This window comes from Paraburkholderia azotifigens, assembly GCF_007995085.1.
In the GTDB taxonomy this organism is placed as follows: domain Bacteria; phylum Pseudomonadota; class Gammaproteobacteria; order Burkholderiales; family Burkholderiaceae; genus Paraburkholderia; species Paraburkholderia azotifigens.
Window position 1 is genome coordinate 2,171,722 of the sequence record NZ_VOQS01000001.1, and the last position, 22,252, is coordinate 2,193,973.

17 protein-coding genes and 1 pseudogene are annotated in these 22,252 nt (G+C 63.8%); 6 read left to right on the plus strand and 12 right to left on the minus strand.

Annotated features, from left to right (window positions below; genetic code table 11):
* Positions 1–14: 14 nt before the first annotated feature.
* Positions 15–1,607 carry a S41 family peptidase gene (locus FRZ40_RS09675; protein WP_028365076.1) on the plus strand — a complete coding sequence of 531 codons (1,593 nt, stop codon included), beginning with the start codon at positions 15–17 and terminating at the stop codon, positions 1,605–1,607.
* 143 nt (positions 1,608–1,750) lie between these two features.
* A complete protein-coding gene (locus FRZ40_RS09680) occupies positions 1,751–2,509 on the plus strand; it encodes a HesA/MoeB/ThiF family protein (RefSeq protein WP_147233973.1) in 759 nt (252 codons plus the stop codon).
* A gap of 45 nt (positions 2,510–2,554) precedes the next feature.
* Here the strand turns inward: FRZ40_RS09680 and ptsP are convergent, their stop codons facing one another.
* The 7 genes from ptsP to FRZ40_RS09715 all read right to left on the minus strand — a co-directional run bounded on the left by ptsP (position 2,555) and on the right by FRZ40_RS09715 (position 10,173).
* On the minus strand, positions 2,555–4,294 hold the full coding sequence (ptsP, locus tag FRZ40_RS09685) for a phosphoenolpyruvate--protein phosphotransferase (RefSeq protein WP_147233974.1): 1,740 nt from the start codon (positions 4,292–4,294) through the stop codon (positions 2,555–2,557).
* 220 nt (positions 4,295–4,514) lie between these two features.
* Positions 4,515–4,784, minus strand: coding sequence for an HPr family phosphocarrier protein (locus FRZ40_RS09690; RefSeq protein WP_028365079.1), 270 nt, complete (start codon positions 4,782–4,784; stop codon positions 4,515–4,517).
* A 59-nt stretch (positions 4,785–4,843) separates the two neighbouring features.
* Complete coding sequence (locus FRZ40_RS09695) at positions 4,844–5,356, minus strand: PTS sugar transporter subunit IIA (protein WP_028365080.1); 513 nt, start codon at positions 5,354–5,356, stop codon at positions 4,844–4,846.
* Between the two features lie 280 nt (positions 5,357–5,636).
* Positions 5,637–6,593, minus strand: coding sequence for a glutathione synthase (gshB, locus tag FRZ40_RS09700; protein WP_028365081.1), 957 nt, complete (start codon positions 6,591–6,593; stop codon positions 5,637–5,639).
* 166 nt (positions 6,594–6,759) lie between these two features.
* Positions 6,760–8,049, minus strand: a complete 1,290-nt coding sequence (gene gshA, locus FRZ40_RS09705; RefSeq protein ID WP_028365082.1) for a glutamate--cysteine ligase — start codon at positions 8,047–8,049, stop codon at positions 6,760–6,762.
* Positions 8,050–8,302: 253 nt separating this feature from the next.
* The gene (locus FRZ40_RS09710; protein WP_028365083.1) at positions 8,303–9,808 is read right to left on the minus strand and encodes an ammonium transporter; all 1,506 of its coding nucleotides are present in this window, start codon (positions 9,806–9,808) and stop codon (positions 8,303–8,305) included.
* A gap of 26 nt (positions 9,809–9,834) precedes the next feature.
* Positions 9,835–10,173, minus strand: coding sequence for a P-II family nitrogen regulator (locus tag FRZ40_RS09715; RefSeq protein WP_006048089.1), 339 nt, complete (start codon positions 10,171–10,173; stop codon positions 9,835–9,837).
* 414 nt (positions 10,174–10,587) lie between these two features.
* On the opposite strand from FRZ40_RS09715, the gene FRZ40_RS09720 reads away from it, so the two are divergent.
* The gene (locus FRZ40_RS09720) at positions 10,588–10,842 is read left to right on the plus strand and encodes an accessory factor UbiK family protein (RefSeq protein ID WP_028365084.1); all 255 of its coding nucleotides are present in this window, start codon (positions 10,588–10,590) and stop codon (positions 10,840–10,842) included.
* Positions 10,843–10,942: 100 nt separating this feature from the next.
* A pseudogene (locus FRZ40_RS09725) lies at positions 10,943–12,501 on the plus strand (YifB family Mg chelatase-like AAA ATPase).
* A gap of 333 nt (positions 12,502–12,834) precedes the next feature.
* On the opposite strand, the gene FRZ40_RS09730 reads toward FRZ40_RS09725, so the two are convergent.
* Positions 12,835–13,470: a hypothetical protein gene (locus FRZ40_RS09730; protein ID WP_240057129.1), complete on the minus strand. Its 636-nt coding sequence runs from the start codon at positions 13,468–13,470 to the stop codon at positions 12,835–12,837.
* A gap of 202 nt (positions 13,471–13,672) precedes the next feature.
* On the opposite strand from FRZ40_RS09730, the gene FRZ40_RS09735 reads away from it, so the two are divergent.
* Together FRZ40_RS09735 and FRZ40_RS09740 are read left to right on the plus strand one after the other, a co-directional pair.
* Positions 13,673–14,197 (plus strand): TlpA disulfide reductase family protein, encoded by a 525-nt coding sequence (locus FRZ40_RS09735; RefSeq protein WP_028365087.1) that lies wholly within the window; start codon positions 13,673–13,675, stop codon positions 14,195–14,197.
* Positions 14,198–14,582: 385 nt separating this feature from the next.
* Entirely contained in the window at positions 14,583–16,001 is a 1,419-nt protein-coding gene (locus FRZ40_RS09740) for a M35 family metallo-endopeptidase (protein ID WP_158646993.1), read from the plus strand.
* Between the two features lie 96 nt (positions 16,002–16,097).
* Here FRZ40_RS09740 and FRZ40_RS09745 read toward each other — a convergent pair whose 3' ends face one another.
* The 4 genes from FRZ40_RS09745 to FRZ40_RS09760 all read right to left on the minus strand — a co-directional run bounded on the left by FRZ40_RS09745 (position 16,098) and on the right by FRZ40_RS09760 (position 22,238).
* Positions 16,098–17,462, minus strand: a complete 1,365-nt coding sequence (locus FRZ40_RS09745) for a sigma-54-dependent transcriptional regulator (protein ID WP_028365089.1) — start codon at positions 17,460–17,462, stop codon at positions 16,098–16,100.
* A gap of 33 nt (positions 17,463–17,495) precedes the next feature.
* Positions 17,496–19,520 (minus strand): sensor histidine kinase, encoded by a 2,025-nt coding sequence (locus FRZ40_RS09750; protein ID WP_147233976.1) that lies wholly within the window; start codon positions 19,518–19,520, stop codon positions 17,496–17,498.
* Between the two features lie 3 nt (positions 19,521–19,523).
* Positions 19,524–20,804: a dicarboxylate/amino acid:cation symporter gene (locus FRZ40_RS09755; protein WP_028365091.1), complete on the minus strand. Its 1,281-nt coding sequence runs from the start codon at positions 20,802–20,804 to the stop codon at positions 19,524–19,526.
* Between the two features lie 360 nt (positions 20,805–21,164).
* A complete protein-coding gene (locus tag FRZ40_RS09760; protein ID WP_147233977.1) occupies positions 21,165–22,238 on the minus strand; it encodes an ABC transporter ATP-binding protein in 1,074 nt (357 codons plus the stop codon).
* Positions 22,239–22,252: the final 14 nt, after the last annotated feature.

A 22,252-nucleotide genomic window follows, 5' to 3' on the forward strand; every position in this document is an offset into this window, starting at 1 on the left:
CCGCAACATACTCTATGCGAAAGAACCTGAAAAATATCGGCCTTATCGCCGCGGGCCTGGCTACCGGCGTTTTTGCAACCCTGCAACTGAGCGCCTCGGCCCAGCAACCTGCGTCCGCGCCCCTGCCGCTCGACCAGTTGCGGCTTTTCGCCGAAGTCTTCGGGCAGATCAAACATGAGTATGTCGAGCCGGTCGACGACAAGAAGCTGCTGACGGCCGCGATCAAGGGCATGGTGTCGAGCCTCGACCCGCACTCGTCGTATCTCGACAAGACCGACTACGAAGAACTGCAGGAACAGACCAAGGGCCGCTTCGCGGGCCTCGGCATCGAAATCTCGCAGGAAGACGGCCTCATCAAGGTCATCTCGCCGATCGAAGACACGCCCGCGTTCCGCGCCGGCATCCGTCCGGGCGACCTGATCACCCGCATCAACGACAAACCCGTGCGCGGCATGACGCTCGACAAGGCCGTCAAGCAGATGCGCGGCGACCCGGGCACGAAGGTGACGCTGACCATCTTCCGCAAGACCGACGACCGCACGTTCCCGCTCACCGTCACGCGCGCGATCATCAAGGTTCAGAGCGTGAAGTCGAAGATTCTCGCGCCGGGCTACGCGTATGTCCGCATCACGAGCTTCCAGGAGCGCACGGTGCCTGACCTCGCAGCCAAGCTGCAGGACATCGCACGCCAGCAGCCGAACCTGAAGGGCCTGATCCTCGACCTGCGCAACAACGGCGGCGGCCTGCTGCAGAGCGCCGTCGGCGTCGCGGGCGCGTTCCTGCCGCCCGATTCCGTCGTCGTGTCGACGAACGGCCAGATTCCGGATTCGAAGCAGGTCTATCGCGACACCTACGACAACTATCGCTTGCCGTCCTTCGACGGCGATCCGCTGAAGAGCCTGCCCGCCATCTTCAAGACCGTGCCGATGATCGTGCTGACCAACGCCTACTCGGCGTCGGCCTCGGAAATCGTCGCGGGCGCGCTGCAGGATCAGCATCGCGCGCTGATCGTCGGCAAGACGACGTTCGGCAAGGGCTCGGTGCAGACGGTTCGTCCGATGACGGCGGATTCCGCCCTGCGTCTGACCACCGCGTACTACTACACGCCGAGCGGCCGTTCGATCCAGAACAAGGGCATCCGCCCGGACGTCGCGGTCGATCAGTACGCGGACGGCGATCCCGACGACGCACTCGTCACGCGCGAAGTCGACTACTCGAATCACCTTGCGAACACGCAAGACCCGAACGAGAAGAAGGAGCAGGAACAGCGCGAACAGGAGCGCATGGACCAGTTGCGTCAGCTCGAAGAGCAGAACGACAAGAAGACGCCGGAACAGCGCGCGAAGGATCGCGACCGCAAGCCGGTCGAGTTCGGTTCCGCCGACGACTTCATGCTGCAACAAGGCCTGAACAAGCTCGAAGGCAAGCCGGTGGCCGAATCGAAGTCGCTGATGGAGCGCCGACTTGCGCAAAGCAAGCCGGCACAATCGGCTTCGGCGCCCGTTGCCGTGAAGCCCGCGCTGCCCGCTACGCCGACGGCGTCGAACCCGGCCGCGCCTGCTTCCGCGACGCAACCGGCTTCGCAGCCGGCTACGCCGAGCAAGTAAGCCTTCTGACGTAGTCCGTGTCTTCGCGGCGCATCGATTCATAGCGCGCCGCGAAGACACTTCCTCTCGCGCGATTAAAATAATCAGAACCTCGCGCCGCTTCCTCTCCGGCGCGACACTAACGACACGCGCCGCGCCCCGCCATGAACGACGATCAACTCCTGCGCTATTCCCGTCACATCCTCGTCGACGAACTCGGCATCGAGGCTCAGCAACGCTTTCTCGACGCGCATGCGATCGTCGTCGGCGCGGGCGGGCTCGGCTCGCCGGCTGCGATGTATCTGGCGGCGGCGGGCATCGGCAGGCTGACGCTCGTCGACGCCGATACCGTCGATCTCACCAATCTGCAGCGGCAGATCCTGCATGTGACGAAGTCGGTCGGCCGGCTGAAGGTCGAATCTGGACGCGATGCCATCGCGCAGCTGAATCCGGATGTCGTCGTGAACGCGGTAGCCGAGCGCGTCGACGATGCATGGCTCGATCTCAACGTGCCGCAAGCGGCTGTCGTGCTCGACTGCACGGACAACTTCGCGACGCGTCACGCGATCAACCGCGCGTGCGTGAAGCATGGCGTGCCGCTCGTGTCGGGCGCGGCGCTGCGTTTCGACGGCCAGATCAGCACGTTCGATTTTCGCAGCGACGCTTCGCCGTGCTACGCGTGCGTGTTCCCCGAAGACCAGCCGTTCGAAGAAGTGGCGTGCTCGACGATGGGCGTGTTTTCGCCGACGGTCGGCATCATCGGCGCGATGCAGGCAGCGGAAGCGCTGCGCGTAATCGCGGGCATCGGCGAACCGCTGGTCGGCCGCCTGATGATGCTCGATTCGCTGCGGATGGAGTGGAACACGATGCGCATCGCGCGCCAGCCGGATTGCCCGGTGTGCGGCGAGCGGCATCCGTCCTGAGTCAATTCGCTGAAGGCGCGCGGCGCGGCGCCGCGCAGAACAACTTCAGGCCTGCGCGACGCGGTCCAGTGCCGACTGCACCTCTTCCGGCTCGAACGCCGCCAGCACGTCGGCGACCGGCTTCTCCAGCGTCTTCAGATGCGCGCGAAGAACCTCCTGCTTCACGAGCAGCAGCTGGCTCGGATGCATCGAGAACTCCGTCAGTCCCATGCCGAGCAACAGGCGCGTGAGCGCCGGATCGCCCGCCATTTCCCCGCAGATCGACACGGGCACGCCCGCACGCTTCGCCTCGCGCAGCGTGAACGCGATCAGATGCAGCACCGCCGGATGCAGCGGATCGTACAGATGTGCGACCGCGTTGTCGGCACGATCGATGGCGAGCGTGTACTGGATCAGGTCATTGGTGCCGATCGACAGGAAATCGAGCCGCTTGAGGAACAGCGGCAGCGCGATCGCCGCCGCCGGAATCTCGATCATCGCGCCGACGCGCACGTTCGGGTCGTATGCGAGACCGGCGTCGTCGAGCTGGCGCTTGGCTTCCTGGATAAGGTCGAGCGTCTGATCGATCTCGCGCGCGTGCGCGAGCATCGGAATCAGGATCTTCACCGAACCGAACGCCGACGCGCGCAAAATTGCGCGCAGCTGCGTAAGGAACATGTGCGGCTCGGACAGGCTCCAGCGGATGGCGCGCAGACCAAGCGCCGGGTTCGGCGCCGTTTCGAACTCGTCGCCGATCGAATCGAGCGGCTTGTCGGCGCCGACGTCGATGGTACGGATGGTCACGGGCATGCCGTTCATCAGCTCGACGGCGCGCCTGTATGCGGCGAACTGCTCCTCCTCTTCCGGCATCCCCTTCTGGTTCATGAACAGGAACTCGGTGCGGAACAGGCCGATGCCCGTCGCGCCCGCGTCTAGCGCAGCCTGCGCGTCTTCCGGCAACTCGATGTTCGCGCACAGTTCGATACGCGTGCCGCACACCGTCTGCGTCGGCGAAAACTTCAGGCGTTGCAGCTTGCGCGCTTCCAGCGCCTTTTCGCTCTGCCGGTACGAATACTCTTCGAGCACGATGGGCGCGGGATCGACGATCACGATGCCATGATCGCCGTCGACGATGATCAGATCGTCCTGACGGATCAGCGCGCTTGCGTGCGCCACGCCGACCGTCGCGGGAATGCCGAGACTGCGCGCGACGATGGCCGTATGCGACGTGCGGCCGCCCAGATCCGTCACGAAGCCCTGGAAGGTCTGCGTCTTGAACTGCATCATGTCGGCGGGCGCGATGTCGTGCGCGACGACGATCATTTCGTCGCACCGGCCGTGACTTCCGTTGACCAGCGCGCCCGTGCCGCCCGCGAGCGCCTTCAGCACGCGCTCGACCACCTGCTCGATGTCGGCTTTACGTTCGCGCAGATATTCGTCTTCGACTTCGTCGAAATGGCGGGTGAGGCGTTCGAGCTGTTCGGTCAGCGCCCACTCGACGTTGTAGCGGCGCGTGCGGATGAGGTCGATGGTTTCCTGAACGAGCATCGCATCGTTCAGGATCATGGAATGGACGTCGATGAAGGCGCCCATTTCGGAGGGTGCGTCGGCGGAGAGATCGGCGCGCAGTTCGTCGAGCTCCTGATGCACGACCCGCTGCGCCGCGCGAAAACGCTCCACCTCGCCCTCGATCTGGGAGGGCTCGATCAGATAGTGGTCGACGTCCAGTGCAGCCGGGGCGATCAGATATGCCCGCCCGATGGCGATACCGCGTGACACGGGAATTCCATGCAGCGTGAACGACACGCGCACCTCCTCTAGTTGTGTGATGCCGCGGCAAACCGCTGCAGTGCTCTCAGACCCCGACGGTCATTATAAATTCCGTCCCGTATAACTGTGCTGTGCAGCGCAGCATTCCCGCGTTGCCGACAGCTCGCTTCCCGATGCGTGAATCCGGCGGACCAAAAGAAAACGCCGCGACATCGCGCGGCGTCTTCCATCCAGAACGAATGCAGCAGCGGATTTTTTATTGTCCCTCGCCGAATTTATCGGCGATCAGTTTGAGCAGCGCGTCCATCGCTTCTTCTTCGTCGGCGCCTTCCGTCTCGATCACCACCGTGCTGCCGATGCCCGCCGCCAGCATCATCACGCCCATGATGCTCTTCGCGTTGATGCGCCGGCCATTGCGGCTCATCCAGATCTCCGCCTGGTAATTGGCGGCGAGTTGCGTGAGTTTGGCCGACGCGCGAGCGTGCAGGCCCAGCTTGTTCACGATAGTCGTTTCCTGTTGCAGCATGTGTTGTCCCAAGCGCGGGTGTTGATGTTATCGAGGGAAAGGAATTCGTCGCGCGACGCTCACGCGTCGTTCCGGTTTAAGCTGGTTTCTCCACCCGTCTTGCAGGCTTCGGCGAGCGCCTTGTCGGGCGGCAAGGCGGGAATGCAGTCGGCGGTACTCGTGACGCAAGCGGCAGGCGGCGCCGTAGCCGGGCCGACCGCATGGATGCCTTTGGTCGCGCCCGCCAGCGCCTTGTCGACGAGCACGTCGAGGGGCGTGGCGCGATAGCACACGGCGCGCACCAGCATCGGCAGATTGACGCCCGCCAGCACGCGCACATCGGGAATCGTCGCGAGGCGGCCCGCGATATTCGCAGGCGTTGCGCCGAACATGTCGGTCAGCACGAGCGCGCCGTTTTCTTCCTTCAGCCTGTCGATCTCCGCATGCGCGAACGCGACCACCTGGGCGGGATCGCAATCCGCCGATACGTCGATCACGCCGATGCCGGCGGGCAAGCCGCCGTAAATATGAGCGACACACTCGCGTAGCGCGGTGGCGAAGGGAGCGTGCGCAATGATCAGAATGCCTGCCATGTCAGCCTTGCTGCAGAAATCCGCCCGGATAGCGCGGCCGTGCTTCCATTGCACCGTCTGGTGGCCGAACGGAAGGCCGGACGCGGTGAACAGGACAGCAGAGCCATCGAACTCGCCTGAGATCCGACCGCCAAGGGGTCGGATCGAACGGGCCCTCATGGGCTTTTTTCAGGGGAGCGGGCATTGTAACAGCCTCATTTTCGCGCTTTCGGCCTTTTCACGCCTGGCTGGCCAATAGTGCGACTTCCACGGCAGAACATGGCGGCGCACGCGCGCCGCTTCAACCGACTGCTTTCTCTAGCGCATCGATGAACATCGCGGCGACGTCGAAACCCGTCTGCTCCATGATCTCGCGGAAGCACGTCGGGCTCGTGACGTTCACCTCCGTCAGCCAGTCGCCGATCGCGTCGAGTCCGACGAGCAGCAGCCCGCGCGCCTTCAGCACCGGGCCGAGGGCTTCGGCGATTTCGCGGTCGCGCGCCGTCAGCGGCTGCGCGACGCCCAGACCGCCTGCGGCGAGATTGCCGCGCACCTCATTGCCCTGCGGGATGCGCGCGAGCGAATACGGCACCGGCTCGCCGCCGATTAGCAGAATGCGTTTGTCGCCCGCCTTGATCTCGGGGATGAACTTCTGCGCCATCACCGAACGCGCGCCGTCGTGGCTCAGCATCTCGACGATCGAGCCAAGGTTCATGCCGTCCGCCTTCACGCGGAACACGCCCATGCCGCCCATGCCGTCGAGCGGCTTCAGGATCACGTCGCCGTGTTCGGCATGAAACGCGCGCAGGCGCGCCGGATCGCGCGTCACGAGCGTCGGCGCGACGAACTGCGGAAACTCGCCGATCGCCATCTTTTCCGAGTGATCGCGGATCGCCTGGGGCTTGTTGAAGATGCGCGCGCCCGCGCGCTCGGCCAGTTCGAGCAGCCATGTCGACGTCACGTACTCCATGTCGAACGGCGGATCCTTGCGCATCAGCACGGCACCGAAGCTCGCGAGCGTGCGCGCCTCGATGGGCTGAGCCTCGTACCAGACATCGCGATGGCCGTCCGCCTGATCGCCGACGATCTCGAAGCGGTACACGTTCGCCTCGACGCCGCTGCCCGTCCACGCCAGATGCTGCGGCTCGCACGCATACAGCGTGTGGCCGCGCTTCGCGGCCTCGGCCATCATCGCGTAGGTCGAGTCCTTGTAGATCTTGAAGCGGGAAAGCGGGTCGGCGATGAAGAGAATGTCCATGAAGTTCCTGAGGCGCCCTCGCGGGCCACACGTTGTTTCGTTATAGCGTAAGGCAGATGCGCGTCGGTGGCATCTGTCCGCACAAACCGCGCTCGGCGCGGCGGGAGCGTCAGCCTAACGCGAAGCGCGCCCGCGTGCTTGCGGGGCGCCCGCGAGTCGGACGAGATCAGACCTGAATCGCCTCGGGATCGGTCCGCTCCAGTTCCACCGATGCCGCCAGCAGCCCCAGCCGCCCCACTACGCCGTACATGTAGAACCGGTTGGGCGGCGCCGCACCCGGCTTCGCGTGCGCGTCCGGCAGCGCGGTGTGCTCGAAGCCGAGCGGCACGAAATGCATGCCCGGCGCATTCAGGTTCTGGTCGCGTTCGCGGCTGCCGTGCACGCGATAGAACCCGCCCACTACATACCGGTCGATCATGTACACGACGGGCTCGGCGACTTCCTCGCCGATCCGCTCGAAGGTATAGACGCCTTCCTGCACGATCATGTCGTGCACTTCGAGCCCTTCCTTCGTGGTCGCCATTTTGGCGCGCTCGCCCTTCGTGAGCGCGGCCACTTCCGAAGCGTCGTGCACGGTCATCACACCCATCCCGTACGTGCCCGCGTCCGACTTGATGACGACGTACGGACGCTCCGAAATGCCGTACTCGCGATATTTCTTCGCGATCTTCTTCAGCACGCCGTCGATCGCGTCGGCGAGCGCTTCCTCGCCCGTACGCGCCTCGAAGTCCACGCCTTCGACGTGCGCGAAGTACGGATTGATCATCCACGGGTCGATCTCGACCATCTTCGCGAACTTTTTCGCGACGTCGTCGTAGCAGGAGAAGTGCGTCGACTTGCGGCGCACGGCCCAGCCCGCGTGCAGCGGCGGGAGCACGTATTGCTCGTGCAGATTTTCCAGCACGGCGGGGATGCCGCCCGACAGATCGTTGTTCAGCAGGATCGAGCACGGGTCGAAATTCTTCAGCCCGATGCGGCGCGCCGAGCGCTCAAGCGGCTCCAGCACGATCTTCTGACCGTCCGACAGCGCGATCGTGACGGGACCGACGATGTTTTCATCGAGCGTGCCGAAGCGGACGTTCAGGCCCGCCTGACGCATGATCGTCGCGAGCCGCGCGACATTCTCCAGGTAAAACGCATTGCGCGTGTGACGCTCGGGAATCACCAGCAGGTTCTTCGCGTCCGGACAGATCTTTTCGATCGACGCCATCGCCGCCTGCACGGCGAGCGGCAGCGTTTCCTGCGGCAGGTTGTTGAACGCGCCGGGGAAGAGGTTGGTATCGACGGGCGCGAGCTTGAAACCGGCGTTACGCAGATCCACCGAGCAATAGAACGGTGGCGTGTGCTCCTGCCATTCGAGGCGGAACCAGCGTTCGATTGCAGGCGTGGCGTCGAGGATCTTCCGCTCGAGATCGAGCAGCGGGCCGTTTAACGCCGTAACTAAATGCGGAACCATTGATCACTCGCAGACTGGAGAAAAAAGATTGTAGAGCAATTGCTCTGCCCATTTGGGGACGCTTTCTCCGTTCGCAAGTTGTCGGTGGATGCTTTCTCCCTATTGGTACGATAGCCGGAAAATCTGCTGTTTGTGAGACAAGATTGGGGCGTGCCGCGACCAACGGCCGCACATGAAAAAAGCCCGCCATGAAGGCGGGCCAAAGTCGCTGTGCTAGTACCTTTCGAGTCCCCGTCGCCGGGGAAACCTTGTGTTACTCGACGTGTTCGCCGTGCAGGATCACGTCCAGACCTTCGCGCTCTTCTTCTTCCGACACGCGCAGGCCGATCGTCACGTCGATGATCTTCAGCAGGATGAAGCTGATCACGCCGCTGTACACGAGCGTCGTCGCGACGCCCTTCAGTTGAAGCAGAACGCTGCCGTCCGCGCCGCCGATATCCTTGACGGCGAACACGCCCGTCAGAATTGCGCCGACGATACCGCCGATGCAGTGCACGCCGAACGCGTCGAGCGAGTCGTCGTAGCCCATCTTGTGCTTGAGCCACGTTGCCGACCAGAAGCACACCACGCCTGCGATCAGACCGATGGCGAGCGCGCCGCCCACACCGACGAAGCCCGAAGCCGGCGTAATCGCGACCAGACCGGCCACGGCGCCCGATGCGATGCCCAGCACCGACGGCTTGCCCTTCGCAATCCATTCAGCAAACATCCAGCCGAGTGCGGCAATGCCCGTTGCAACCTGCGTCGTCAGCATCGCGAAACCGGCACGGCCGTCAGCCGCCACTGCCGAACCCGCGTTGAAGCCGAACCAGCCCACCCACAGCATCGATGCGCCGATCATCGTCAGCACGAGGTTGTGCGGTGCCATCGAGTCCTTGCCGTAGCCCGTGCGCTTGCCCAGCACCAGGCAGCAGACCAGACCCGCGATACCCGCGTTGATGTGCACCACCGTGCCGCCCGCGAAGTCGAGGATTCCGGCGCTAGCGAGCCAGCCCGTCGGTTCCCAGACCATGTGCGCGATCGGCGAGTAGACGATGATCGACCACAGCGTCATGAAAATCAGCATCGCCGAGAACTTCATGCGGTCCGCGAAGGCGCCCGTGATCAGTGCCGGCGTGATGATCGCGAACGTCATCTGGTAGACGAAGTAGACCGATTCCGGAATGGTCGGCGCGAGATGGCTGACCGTCAGCGTGGTCGCCTTGTCGCCCTTGATGAACGCCATGCCGTTCAGCATCACGCGCGAGAAGCCGCCGAGGAACGAGCCGCCCGGCGTGAACGCGAGGCTGTAGCCGAGCACCGTCCAGATCACCGTCACGAGACAGGTGATCGCGAAGCTTTGCATGACGGTGGCGAGCACGTTCTTCTTGCGGACCATGCCGGCATAGAAGAGCGCGAGGCCGGGGATCGTCATGAACAGCACGAGGGCCGTGGACGTCAGCATCCAGGCCGTGTCGCCCGAGCTGATCTTCGACGAATCGACCGAGAACGGGGCCGTCGGCGCGGCGGGTGCAGCGTCCGACGCGGGTGCCGCGGCCGATGCGTCGGCCGGGGCGCTGGCTGCCGGTGCAGCGGAAGCGTCGGCGGCGGGTGCGCTGGCAGCGGGTGCCGCGGCGGCATCCGACGCAGCCGGTGCGCTCGCCGTCGTGTCCGGGGCGGAAGCCGCTGCGGGTGCCGACGCGTCGTCCGCGAGGGCAGCGCCGATGCCGACCGACAGCAGCGAGCCGGCCATCAGCAGGGACATCAATAATTTACGCATCTTCAGTTTCCTCTTGTCGCTGTTTTTTACAGTGCGTCCGCGCCGGTCTCGCCGGTACGAATACGAATCACCTGTTCGATCGGCGTGACGAAGATCTTTCCGTCGCCGATCTTGCCCGTACGCGCCGCGCGCTCGAGGGCTTCGATCGCCTGGTCGACGATGTCGTCCGACACAGCGGCTTCGATCTTCACCTTCGGCAGAAAGTCGACGACGTACTCGGCTCCCCGATACAACTCCGTGTGGCCCTTCTGACGGCCAAATCCTTTGACTTCCGTTACCGTGATCCCTGAGACGCCGATGGCCGACAGGGCTTCGCGCGCCTCATCGAGCTTGAACGGCTTGATGATTGCGGTAATGAGTTTCATGAAATCCTCGCTGTAGTGACTCAACCCGTTTGCGTGACTTGCATTCGCCTTGCACCGTGCTTTCGGCTGCTCCCCAAAACCGCCGGCAACGGTGCATTTCCAGGCGGCGTCCCGCCGGTGCGCGGGGCAGTAACAGCAACCTCCATGCCAATTTGCTGGCAAACTCTCGCTCGCGCTTATGGGACAAGGGTTTGGCCTGTTTTCTTGTCCGCATGGCCAGTTGCCGCCATGCACGCTGGCGCGCTATCGGGATCGTTGCTAGAGTGTTCGCAGGCTTGAACCACAGGCGTGCGCACCAAAGGCGCCCATGCTGCAACGGGCTCTCAGCGAATCTGCACCAGAAACGATCATTCGACGTTGCGAGGCACGCACGCAACGACACATGCACAATTTTTGTGCAATAAGGGGATTGAAATGAAACAACCAAACGACGTCTTCAACGACTTTCAGGCCCGGGTCTCCGAGCTGTTCAAAAACTCACCGGCGAAAGATGTCGAACGCAACGTGCGCGCAATGCTGTCGCAAGGCTTCTCGAAGCTCGATCTCGTGACGCGCGAAGAATTCGATACTCAAACGCAGGTTCTCGTGCGCACGCGTGCCCGGCTCGAAGAGCTGGAACGGCGCGTCGCTGAACTGGAGCAGAAGCTGCCTGTGAGCCAGGCCTCCTGAACACGCTGCTCTGATCTGCACATCACTGGCAAGCGGCCCGTGACGTCAATCGCGCTTTAAGGTGAACGCGCCTCGCGGGCGCGTCCGGACGGGAGAAAACATGTCGCTTGCCGTGGTGCGCAGTCGCGCGCCGGCCGCTGGCCGCGCGCCGGAAGTCACCGTCGAGGTTCATCTCGCTAACGGGCTTCCTTCTTTTTCCATCGTCGGCCTGCCCGATCTCGAAGTGCGCGAAAGCCGCGAGCGCGTGCGGGCGGCGCTGCTCAATTGCGGTCTCGACTTTCCCGTCCGCCGCATCACCGTCAATCTGGCGCCCGCCGACCTTCCGAAAGAGTCCGGCCGTTTCGATCTGCCCATTGCGCTCGGCATTCTCGCCGCGAGCGGCCAGATTCCTGTCGAATCGCTCGCGCACCGGGAATTTGCCGGCGAACTTTCGCTGACGGGCGCGCTGCGTCCGATGCGCGGCGCGTTCGCGATGGCCTGCGGTACGGCGCGCGGTCATCTGTCCTGCGCCGAAGAGTCGGAAGCCGCCGCCACCGATCGCACGCCGGAACTCTATTTGCCGCTTGCCAGCGCGAAAGAGGCGGCGCTCGTGCCTGGCGTCGCCGTGTTCGGCGCGGCTGATCTGCCGTCGCTGTGCGCGCACCTTGCCGGTGACACGGACGCGCGCTTGTATCCCGTGACGGCTGCGACGCTGTCGAACGATGCTGTCGTCGCGCCGCCCGACATGGCCGACGTCATCGGTCAACGCGGCGCGCGGCGCGCGCTCGAAGTGGCGGCGGCGGGCGGACATCACATGCTGATGATCGGGCCGCCGGGAGCCGGCAAGTCGATGCTCGCGGCACGCCTGCCCAGTCTTCTGCCGTCGATGACCGACGACGAGGCGCTGACGTCGGCCGCACTCCTCTCGGCCAGCGCGGTCGGCTTCACGCCCGCGCAGTGGCGGCAAAGGCCGTTTCGCGCGCCGCACCACTCATCGAGCGCCGCCGCGCTGGTCGGCGGTCGCAATCCGCCGCAGCCGGGTGAGATCACGCTGTCGCATCTGGGCGTGCTGTTTCTGGACGAGCCGAGTTCGATCGGCATGTGCTCGAAAACCTGCGCGAGCCATTGGAAAACGGCCGCATCACGATCTCGCGCGCGGCGCTCCAGGCAGACTTCCCCGCAGCCTGTCAGCTGATCGCGGCGATGAATCCCTGCCCGTGCGGCTGGCGCGGCGATCCCGGCGGCCGCTGCCGCTGCACACCGGAAGTGGCAGCGCGCTATCTGCGCAAGCTGTCAGGGCCGCTGCTGGATCGCATCGATATCCAGATCGAGATTCCCGCGCTGTCGCCTGCCGAACTGTCGGCCCGCTCGACGGCGGCGGGCGAACCGAGCGCGCCTATTGCGGTGCGCGTCGAAGCCGCGCGCGAGCGGCAGCTGCGCAGGCAAGGCAAAACGAACCGCGAACTCAGCGGCCGGGAAGTCGACGAAGTCTGCCGTCCCAACGACGACGGCGAGCGCCTGCTGCGCGAAGCGGGCGAGCGCTTCGGCTGGTCAGCGCGCGCTTACTATCGTGTGCTGAAGGTGGCGAGAACCATCGCGGATCTCGCCGGCAACGCCGCGCCGAACGCCGCGCAGGTGTCCGAGGCGGTCCAGTATCGGCGGGCATTCGGCGGTCAGTAAGACACGCAGACGACAAAAAATGCATGTCAAGTCTTGACTTATGCACATTATCGGCCCACTGACAGATTTTGATACAACTGAAAGCCCGTTGTGAGGCACCCGGCCGATGCCATTGATTTTATTGGTTTTTTCAAAATGCCAAGATTCAGGGCAAAGTGGCAAATCGCCCGTCCAATGGGGATTTGCGGCCTACCGCACAGAGTTACCAACAAAGTTATCCACAGATCCTGTGGGTAACACAAAAAGTCCCGTGTAAACGCGGCATTAGCGTTCTTTTCTGCGAAGAAACTTTCACTTGATCCGGCACTCTTAGGCCGCTTGTCTGCCCCCAAATCAGTAAAGCTTGAACGATCCGAAGAACTGCTCGACTTGCTCGGGCGGCGGTTCCTTGCTCGCAATCACAGCCGCCTGATACACGTGGCGCCCCTTCGCGACTAGCCGCGCGTGCATTGTTCGTGTTTCCTGTTTCGGGCCGGCCTTGCCGCTGAACGTCATCTCGAGCCCCTGCACCTCGCCGCCTGCCGCCAGCGGAATCTCAGTGGCATGGGCGCTGGGCGCCGTCCCAAGGTTGTGCGCGAGGCCGGAACGCAGGAAATCGAGCGCGATGCGCTGCACCTGCGGGTCGTCGCTCGGCAGCATCACCGTGCCGACCGCGAATACCGCTCCGTCCGCCTCGGCGATCTGCATCGACATGTCCATCGGCGTTCCGCCTATGTCGATCTTGCGCTGATCAGTGGTCGGTTTCGCGGGCAAATCGACGGTATAGCCGTTGTCGTTGTTCATGATCGTGCGCCAGTCGTAGGTCGGCGTGCAGGCGCCGAGCAGCCAGCCGGCCGACAGCACGGCAACGAGGGACACGATCGGTGGACGGAACGAAGCGAACAGGAAGAGGCCGCGGCGGGCGAACGAATGCAAGGCGGAACGGAACATGACGCGGCAAAAGAAGATGGATGCGACGGAAAGACTCATTATCCGCCGCTTTGGCGCCTGGCCGGACCGCGCGAAGCCGTTATCCGCACGTTATCTGCAGGTTAACGGCCCCGCCAGCCACGTCGCGAGATTGCCGCTACAATATGAGACGATATTCGAGGCGCTCGTTCGCGCTGCTGTTCTTGCAGCATTCGAGCACCTTACGACGTGCGTTCCACGCGTTTTCCCGAGGTTCCCGTTCATGAGCCAAACCAACGTTTCCCGGCGCTCGAGCCCGATGCGCTACATCGCTGCCGCCGTCGTTGCCGGTGCGATTGCCGTCGCGGGCTACTTCGCGTTCGGCAGCCAGCAGCACGTGCCCGATGCGACGTTCACGCTGCTGTCCGGCCAGAAGGTGTCGACGGCCGATCTGAAGGGCAAGGTCTATCTCGTCAACTTCTGGGCGACGAGCTGCGACACCTGCATGAAGGAAATGCCGCAGATGATCGACACGTATAACCGCTTCAAAGGCAGGGGCCTGGAGTTCGTCGCAGTCGCGATGAAGTACGACGCGCCGATGTATGTGACGAACTACACCGAGACGCGCCGCCTGCCGTTCAAGGTCGCGATGGACGACGGGTCTGCCGCGAAGCAGTTCGGCAACGTGCAGCTCACACCAACCACGTTCGTCATCGGTCGAGACGGCAAGATTCTGAAACGATATGTCGGCGAGCCGAGTTTCCAGGAACTCGACGCGCTCCTGGACAAGCAACTCGGTTCAGCCTGAGCCTGAGCACACATTCCGTCCGTAGGTTCCAGAGACGAAGCCCGCGCATCCGCGCGGGCTTTTTTCGTTGTACTCGCCCTGCGCCTTGATTGCAGCAGCACGCGGTCACGCATGGCGTTAACACCTCACCACTCCAATACTTCCTCGCCTCGCCCCGACACCGCGCGTATTGATATCCCGACGCGTCCCAATGTCATTTGATGTGCGATCCCCGTATGACCGGTCGCCCGCGCCGCGATGCTTAAATCGTCCGGTGCGTGCGCTTCGTTGTGCGCGCATCGATTGGTCAATTCGCATCGCGAATCGCTCACATCAATAAGGCGGGAATCTCATGAGAATCAATGGCTATCGCAACACTTATGCGCACGATGGTGCGCCGGATCAAGTGCCGCTGGCGCTGGCGCCCGCGACGCAACCGCAAGTACGCGGGTATTCGCAGGCCCAGCGCGTGGTCCCGTATACGCAGCAGGAGCCGCCTGCGCGAAACGTCAATGTCTCGCCGTACGGCACCGGCGATGCGCGCCATACGTGCAGCAACAACGGTGACGATGCCGACGGCAGATCGACGGGAAGCGCCCTCCGGCCGCTGCGGCCTCAGGTACCCGGCGCGGCAAACCGTCCCTGGAATTCGATCGACGACGAGAGCGGCAATCACGTCCGCGACCGCTGGGACGAGAGCGGCACGCACGTCCGCGATTCATGGAACGACCGGAACGGCGCGCGGACTCACGAGAAGTGGGACAGGGACGGTGTGCACGTGCGCGATGCCTGGAACGAACGAACCGGCCGCCACCAACGCGACGTATGGGCCTCGGACGGCACACATGTGCGCGACACGTGGGATGAACTGGGCAACTATCTGCCGGAGGCGTGGAACGCGCAAAGCCAATATCTGCGCAAAGCATGGAACGAACTGACCGCTCGCTTGCAGGACATGTTCAAGCTCGAGCACGGCGGCGAGGCCGGCCCGTCAGGCAATCGGGGCAGGCACGTCTGGTCCGCACCCAGCTCACCGGTCGAAGGTCAGGCCCGGCCAGGAACCGAACGAGGCGATGCATATTTTCATCAGCCGGGCGCGGGCAATCGACGCGCCGGCCCTCCCAATGTGACAACACCTGCATCGCGGCCCGTCGGTGACAATCGATATGGTCGCGGCGCCGGCCCGATCGCTCCCGGAAGCGGCGACGGTGGCGGTTGCGGCGGATCGGCAGGTCCAACGGGCGGCGCAGGCAATACCGGCCCTATGCGGAATGCCGGCCCTTCCGGCGATGCGCCGGACCCCGCCCCGACCACGAATGGCGATGCGTCCCAGTTTTCACAGGCGCAGCTGGTCCGCCTGAATGGCGCAACTCAGAATCTGATACACATCATTGATCGCGCTCTCGAAAGGCTAGACAAGTACGGCGCGAACGACCCTGAACTCAAGAAATGGTTCGGCGACAACGCCGACCCCGAGCAGATCAGGCAGACACTGACGAAGATGCGCGATACGCTTGCGTCCGGAAACTATAAGCTCGTGCTCGACCCGCCGACGCGTGACAACTGGGAAATGGCGCATGTGTCTCCCGACGACGCAAGCCATACGATCCATATCAGGCCCCATATGCTGGACCCGGTATTCGGCAAATACACACCGGAGATCACGCTTGCGCACGAGTTGAGCCATTTCAACGACATCGGCGGGACACGCGACCTGACGTATGGCGACGGGAACGCCAGTGCTCTCGCGCAGACCAACAGCGCGAACGCCATGCACAACGCCGAGAACTACGGCATGTTCATCCGGCAAGTGACGCAGGCATAGCGTGATCGGTATGACATCGCGCTTTGCCTCCATCCAGCATTGCAGGACGCCGGAATCGACGCGACCGGCTGGCCCGGTCGCCCCCCTCAAGTCCCGCTAGCGCTCGCCCTCTGCGCGCACCGCCAATCCATAGCGTTTGATTTTTTCATAGAGCGTCGCCTTGCCGACCTGCAGCCTGTCCGCCGCCACGGCGACAGCGCCGCCCGTCTGCTCCAGCGCCTCCGCGATCACCGCGCGCTCGAACTGCTCGACACGCTCCTTCAGCGGCTGCGTGAGTGACGTCAGCGCGTCGTCGTCGGCCGCCGCCGCGGTTGCCGTATCGTCGCCGACGCCCAGCACGAAACGATCCGCCGCGTTGCGCAGCTCGCGCACGTTGCCGGGCCACTCGCGTTGCATGAGATTCGTGCGCTGCCGGTCAGTGAGAATCGGAGCGGGACGCTGATAACGCACGGCCGCGTCGAGCAGGAAATGCTCGAACAACGGCACGATGTCCTCGCGCCGCTCGGACAGCGGCGGCAGCGCGATCGTCACCACGTTGAGCCGGTACAGCAGATCGCGCCGGAACGTACCCGCCGCGACATGTTCGGTCATGTCGCCCTTCGCCGCCGCGACGATCCGGCAATCGACACGAATCGGCTGATTCGACCCGAGCCGCTCCAGCACGCCGTCCTGCAGCACGCGCAGCAGCTTGACCTGCAGCGCGAGCGGCATGCTTTCGATCTCGTCGAGAAACAGCGTGCCGCCCGACGCGTGCTCCAGCTTGCCGATGCGCCGCTTCGCCGCGCCCGTGAACGCACCCGGCTCGTAGCCGAACATCTCCGACTCGAACATCGGCTCGGGCAGCGCGCCGCAGTTCACGGCGAGAAACGGCTTGTCGCGGCGCGGCGACAGCTCATGCAGACTGCGCGCGATCAGTTCCTTGCCCGCGCCCGTATCGCCGTTGATCAGGACGGACGCATCCGTGGGCGCGACGTTTGCGATCAGCTTGCGCACCTGTTCGATGGCAAGACTGCGTCCGATGATGCGCGGCGCGAGCGTGCCCTGTCCCGCGAGTTCGCGGCGCAGCGCGAGGTTTTCGAGCACCAGCGTGCGACGCTCCAGCGCGCGGCGCACGGTTTCGATCAGCCGCTCAGAGGCGAACGGCTTTTCGATGAAGTCATACGCGCCGTCGCGCATCGCCTGCACGGCCATCGAGATATCGCCATGACCCGTGACGAGAATGACGGGCACGTCGGGCGCGCGCTCGCGGCATTGCGCGAGCAGATCGAGGCCGCTCGCGCCGGGCAAACGGATATCGCTGACGATCACGCCCGAAAACTCCGCGTGGATCAGCTTCGCCGCCGATTCCACCGACGCATGGCCGAGCACTTCGAATCCTGCGAGCTGCAGGCTTTGCACGCTCGCGCGGCGCACAAGTTCATCGTCTTCGATATAGAGGACTTGCAAGCCTTTGTTCACCATGATGTATGTCTACCGCCTTCAAGACTTTCTGAATCAGGAACCCGTCGTGACGGAGTCCGCGCTATCCGTTTCCTGTGCGCGTGCGCGCCGCAGCGTCAGCACGAACTCGGCGCCGCCTTGCGCGTTGTTGCGCGCGGCGAGCGAGCCGCCGCAATCGCGCGCGATCGACGAGCAGATCGCAAGGCCGAGTCCCAGCCCCTGGCCCATTTCCTTCGTTGTGAAGAAGGGTTCGAAAAGCCGCGGCAACACATCGTCGGGGATGCCGGGACCATTGTCGCTCACGATGATCGCGAGCGATTCCGGCGACGTTTGCACGTTGATCGCGATACGCGGCGCAGGCGTTCCGGCAACCGCGTCGAGCGCATTGCCGAGCAGATTGATCAGCACCTGTTCGAGCCGCAAGTCGTCGCAATGCGCGACGAGCTTTAGATCGTCTACGTCGAGATTGAAGCGCACGGGCGCCGCGCCGTCGTCGCTCAGCGATACCTCGACCGTCACGTCCTGCAAGCGCTTCTGCAACAGCGTCAACACATTGCGCAAAGCGCGCGCCACGCCCGCGCGCGCGTTGCGCGGCCGTGCGCGTCCGACGAACAGCTTCAGTTGATTCGTGATCTTGCCCATGCGCTCGGTGAGCGCGGCGATCGCTTCGAGGTTTTCCTTCGCGGATTCGTGGTCGCCGCGTTCGAGAAACACGCGCGTGTTGTCGGAAAAGCCGCGCAACGCGGCAAGCGGCTGATTCAGTTCATGCGTGATGCCAGCCGCCATCTGTCCAAGCGCGGCGAGCTTGCTTGCCTGGATCAGCTCGTCGTGCGCGTCGCGCAACTCCTGTTCGGCGCGCGTGCGCTCGCTGACTTCTTTCTTCAGCTGCTCGTTGGCCTGCGACAGATCGACAGTGCGCTCGGCCACGCGCTGGTTCAGTTCGGCATACGCCTTCTGCAACAGCGCGCGGCTGCGCATCACTTCGCGCACGCGCGCGCGGCGCATGCGCCAGTAGAACAGCAGCAGACACAGCGATACATAGCCGAAGCCCGTCACGATCGTTGCATAGCGCGCGTCGGCGTTGACGGGATCGATGGGCGCCATGGTGATGAGGCGCCAGTCCGGTTCGCCCAGCGCGCGCTGCGACGCGAGAAAACGCGGCGCCGCATAGTTCCCCGCGCGGCCGCCGCCGATCCGCACGATCTGCGCGCCGCCTTCGAGCGTGCGCACGACCGACATCGGCAGCGGCGCGATTGGCTGGCGCGCGTACTGGCGCGTGTCGTAGATCGACGCGATCACATCGCTCGTGAGCGGCTTGACCGTGTGGTACTTCCACGCGGGCACCGACGACAGAAAAATGACGCCGTGATCGTCGGTGACGATCATCGGCTCGGACGCATCGGCGCCCTGAAACCATTCGAGATTCAGCTTCACCACGGCCACGCCGACGATCTTGCCGTCGCGGCGCACCGGTTGCGAAATGTAGTAGCCGGGATCGAGCGATGTCGTGCCGATGCCGAAGAAGCGTCCAACCTTGCCTTTGATCGCTTCGACGAAATACGGCCGGAACAGATACTCCTGGCCGATGAAGCTGTCGGGCTGATCGAAGTTGCTCGCGGCCACGCAGCGGCCCGACGCCGTGACGAGATACGCCACATTGGCACGGGCGCGGCGGTTCAGGTCGGCGAGATATTGATTGGCGCGCGCGACATTGCTCGCGTCGGGATCGACGAGCACGTCCTGCACGAGGGGATGTTCGCCGAGCAGATAGGGCAGCGACTCGTAGCGTTCGAGCGTGCTCTTGAGCGTGGAAGTGGTGCGGTCCGCACGCACTGCAGCGTTGCGCCGCAGCGTATCGATGCCGTGCTGCCACGTGATGGTCCACGTGAGTCCGCAGGCCGCGACGAGCCCGGCGACCAGCGCGAACAGGATCAGCAGGCGGCGCGTCACGATGGCGGAAGTCGTTCGATGAGGATCGCCTATTGTGGCATATCGTTCATCGTCGTCGAACGCGCCGGGCGCTTCCGCCGCATTTGTAACAAGCGGCGCCGCGCCATGTTGCCGCGGCGCCGCTTTCATGGCTCAGACCTCAGCCGTTTCGGTAACGGATACATCGCGACTCAGCGCAGCGCGCAGCTTCGAGCGATCCAGTTCCTTTTCCCATGCCGACACGACAACCGTCGCTACGCCGTTGCCGACGATGTTCGTCAGCGCACGGCATTCGCTCATGAAGCGGTCGATGCCGAGAATCAGCACCATGCCCGACAGCGGGATTGTCGGCACGACAGCGAGCGTCGCCGCGAGCGTGATGAAGCCTGCGCCCGTCACGCCGCTCGCGCCCTTCGACGTCAGCATCGTCACCGCGAGCAGCGTGAGCTGCTGGCCCCACGTCAGATCGGTGTTGGTTGCCTGCGCGATGAACAGCACGGCCATCGTCATGTAGATGTTGGTGCCGTCGAGGTTGAACGAGTAGCCCGTCGGCACGACGAGGCCGACCACCGAGCGCGAGCAGCCGAGCTTTTCGAGCTTCAGCATCAGCTGCGGCAGCGCAGCTTCCGACGAACTCGTGCCCAGCACGATCAGCATCTCTTCCTTGATGTACGCGACGAAGCGCAGGATGTTGAAGCCCACCATGCGCGCGATGATGCCGAGCACCACCACGACGAACACGATCGAGGTCAGATAGAACGTGCCAATCAGCTTGAGCATCGGCAGCAGCGAGCCGATGCCGTACTTGCCGATGGTGAACGCCATCGCGCCGAACGCACCGATCGGCGCGAGCTTCGTGATGATGCCGACCATGCCGAACAGGATGCTCGACAGGCTTTCGATGAAGCTCGTCACCGGCTTGCCGCGCTCGCCGACATGCGCGAGCACCGCGCCGAACAGCAGCGCGATCAGCAGGATCTGCAGGATTTCACCTTGCGAGAACGCCGAGACCAGCGTGTCCGGAATGATGTGCATCAGGAAGTCGACCGTGGTCTGGCCGTGTGCCTTGGCGGCATACGACGCGACTTCCTTGCCGTTGAGCGTCGAGGGATCGACATTGAAGCCGACGCCCGGACGCAGCAGGTGCGTCGCGGCCAGGCCGAGGACCAGCGCGAACGTCGAGACGATTTCGAAGTACAGCAGCGCCTTGCCGCCGACGCGCCCGACCTTCTTCATGTCTTCCATGCCGGCGATACCCGTCACGACCGTACAGAAGATGATCGGCCCGATCACCATCTTGATGAGCTTGATGAACGCGTCGCCGAGCGGCTTCATGTCGGTGGCGAGCGCGGGATAGAAGTGCCCCAGCGCAATACCGATGATGATCGCGACGATCACCTGCACGTAGAGGACTTTATAAATAGGTTTCTTCACGATGATGTTCCTGCAATGGAGTAAAGCCAGGGTGGACCGAAAGGCCGGCCACGCAGCGCATCACGGACGACTGATCGTGCGTCATGCGCGGTGATCAAGCCGCGACAGACGACGAACTCAGAGGAACCAGAACAGGAACTTGGGCATCGTTGTCTCCTTGCTTTGTTGTGGACGGGCCGTTGGGACCGCGCTTTCTAGTTGCAAGGTCGATGCCAGCGCTTATTTTTCGCTTAATCCATTGATTCAAAAAGAAATTTTGAGGAGACCGGATATTCGGACTTCCGGGTTTCCGGAAATCCGGAATGCGGGCGTCCGGATTCCCGAACGCCTTATTCCACAAGGCTTAGGGCTAACCCTAACCTATCCCTGAGCGCCCTCTTCGAGCACCAGCAGGTTATCGTGCGAAAAACCGAGCGCCACCGGCTGGCCGCGTTCGGGCAAACGTCGATTCGGATCGTTGAAGATATCGAGCGAAATCACTTCGTCTTTCACGCGTGTCCGGATGCGCACGATCGCGCCAAGGAAGCTCACCTCTTCGACCGTCGCCGTCAGCGTGTTGCGGCCCGCGGCGGGCGCTTCCAGCACGATCGCCTCAGGCCGCAGCGCGAGCATGCGCTTCTTGCCGGCGTCGTCGGCGGGAAGCGACTGCGTCGTGTGCAGTTCCTGGCCGTCGACGGCCATGCGCCCCGTCGACGGATCGATCACATGTCCCGACAGGATGTTCAAGGTGCCGACGAACGACGCGACGAAACGCGTGCGCGGGTAGTTGTAGATCTCGAGCGGCGTGCCGATCTGCTCGACGCGCCCTTCGTTCATCACGACGATGCGGTCGGAAATCGACAGCGCTTCTTCCTGATCGTGCGTGACGAAGATCGACGTGATACCGAGTTCGCGCTGCAACGCGCGTATGTCCTGGCGCAGCGAAATGCGGATCTTCGCGTCGAGCGCCGACAGCGGTTCGTCGAGCAGCAGCACTTGCGGCTTGCCCGCCAGTGCACGCGCCAGTGCGACGCGCTGCTGCTGGCCGCCCGACAGTTGCCACGGGTAGCGCTCGCCCAGATGCGGCAGCTTGATGAGCTGCAGCATTTCGTCGACACGCTGCCTGATTTCGCTTTGCGGCCGGTTAGCAATCTTCAGCCCGAAGCCGATGTTCTCTGCGACTGTCATGTTCGGAAACAATGCGTACGCCTGGAACACCATGCCGACCTTGCGCTGCCGCGTGCGCAGATGCGTGACGTCGCGTCCGTCGAGGCGGATCGTGCCGCGCGTCGGCGTTTCGAAGCCTGCGATCATGCGCAGCACCGTCGTCTTGCCGCAGCCCGACGGCCCGAGGAAAGTGATGAACTCGCCGCGCTCGATCTTCATGTCGAACTGATGCAGCGCCGTGTTCGCGCCGAACGTCTTGTGCAGACTGTCGATTTCAAGAAATGCCATGATGTTGCCCCAGC

Coding starts and splice junctions, on each gene's coding strand:
- FRZ40_RS09675 (WP_028365076.1), top strand. CDS start 15: ATGCGAAAGAACCTGAAAAATATCGGCCTTATCGCCGCGGGCCTGGCT.
- FRZ40_RS09680 (WP_147233973.1), top strand. CDS start 1,751: ATGAACGACGATCAACTCCTGCGCTATTCCCGTCACATCCTCGTCGAC.
- FRZ40_RS09690 (WP_028365079.1), bottom strand. CDS start 4,784: ATGCTGCAACAGGAAACGACTATCGTGAACAAGCTGGGCCTGCACGCT.
- FRZ40_RS09695 (WP_028365080.1), bottom strand. CDS start 5,356: ATGGCAGGCATTCTGATCATTGCGCACGCTCCCTTCGCCACCGCGCTA.
- gshB (WP_028365081.1), bottom strand. CDS start 6,593: ATGGACATTCTCTTCATCGCCGACCCGCTTTCCCGCTTCAAGATCTAC.
- gshA (WP_028365082.1), bottom strand. CDS start 8,049: ATGGTTCCGCATTTAGTTACGGCGTTAAACGGCCCGCTGCTCGATCTC.
- FRZ40_RS09710 (WP_028365083.1), bottom strand. CDS start 9,808: ATGCGTAAATTATTGATGTCCCTGCTGATGGCCGGCTCGCTGCTGTCG.
- FRZ40_RS09715 (WP_006048089.1), bottom strand. CDS start 10,173: ATGAAACTCATTACCGCAATCATCAAGCCGTTCAAGCTCGATGAGGCG.
- FRZ40_RS09720 (WP_028365084.1), top strand. CDS start 10,588: ATGAAACAACCAAACGACGTCTTCAACGACTTTCAGGCCCGGGTCTCC.
- FRZ40_RS09730 (WP_240057129.1), bottom strand. CDS start 13,470: ATGAGTCTTTCCGTCGCATCCATCTTCTTTTGCCGCGTCATGTTCCGT.
- FRZ40_RS09735 (WP_028365087.1), top strand. CDS start 13,673: ATGAGCCAAACCAACGTTTCCCGGCGCTCGAGCCCGATGCGCTACATC.
- FRZ40_RS09745 (WP_028365089.1), bottom strand. CDS start 17,462: ATGGTGAACAAAGGCTTGCAAGTCCTCTATATCGAAGACGATGAACTT.
- FRZ40_RS09750 (WP_147233976.1), bottom strand. CDS start 19,520: ATGAAAGCGGCGCCGCGGCAACATGGCGCGGCGCCGCTTGTTACAAAT.
- FRZ40_RS09760 (WP_147233977.1), bottom strand. CDS start 22,238: ATGGCATTTCTTGAAATCGACAGTCTGCACAAGACGTTCGGCGCGAAC.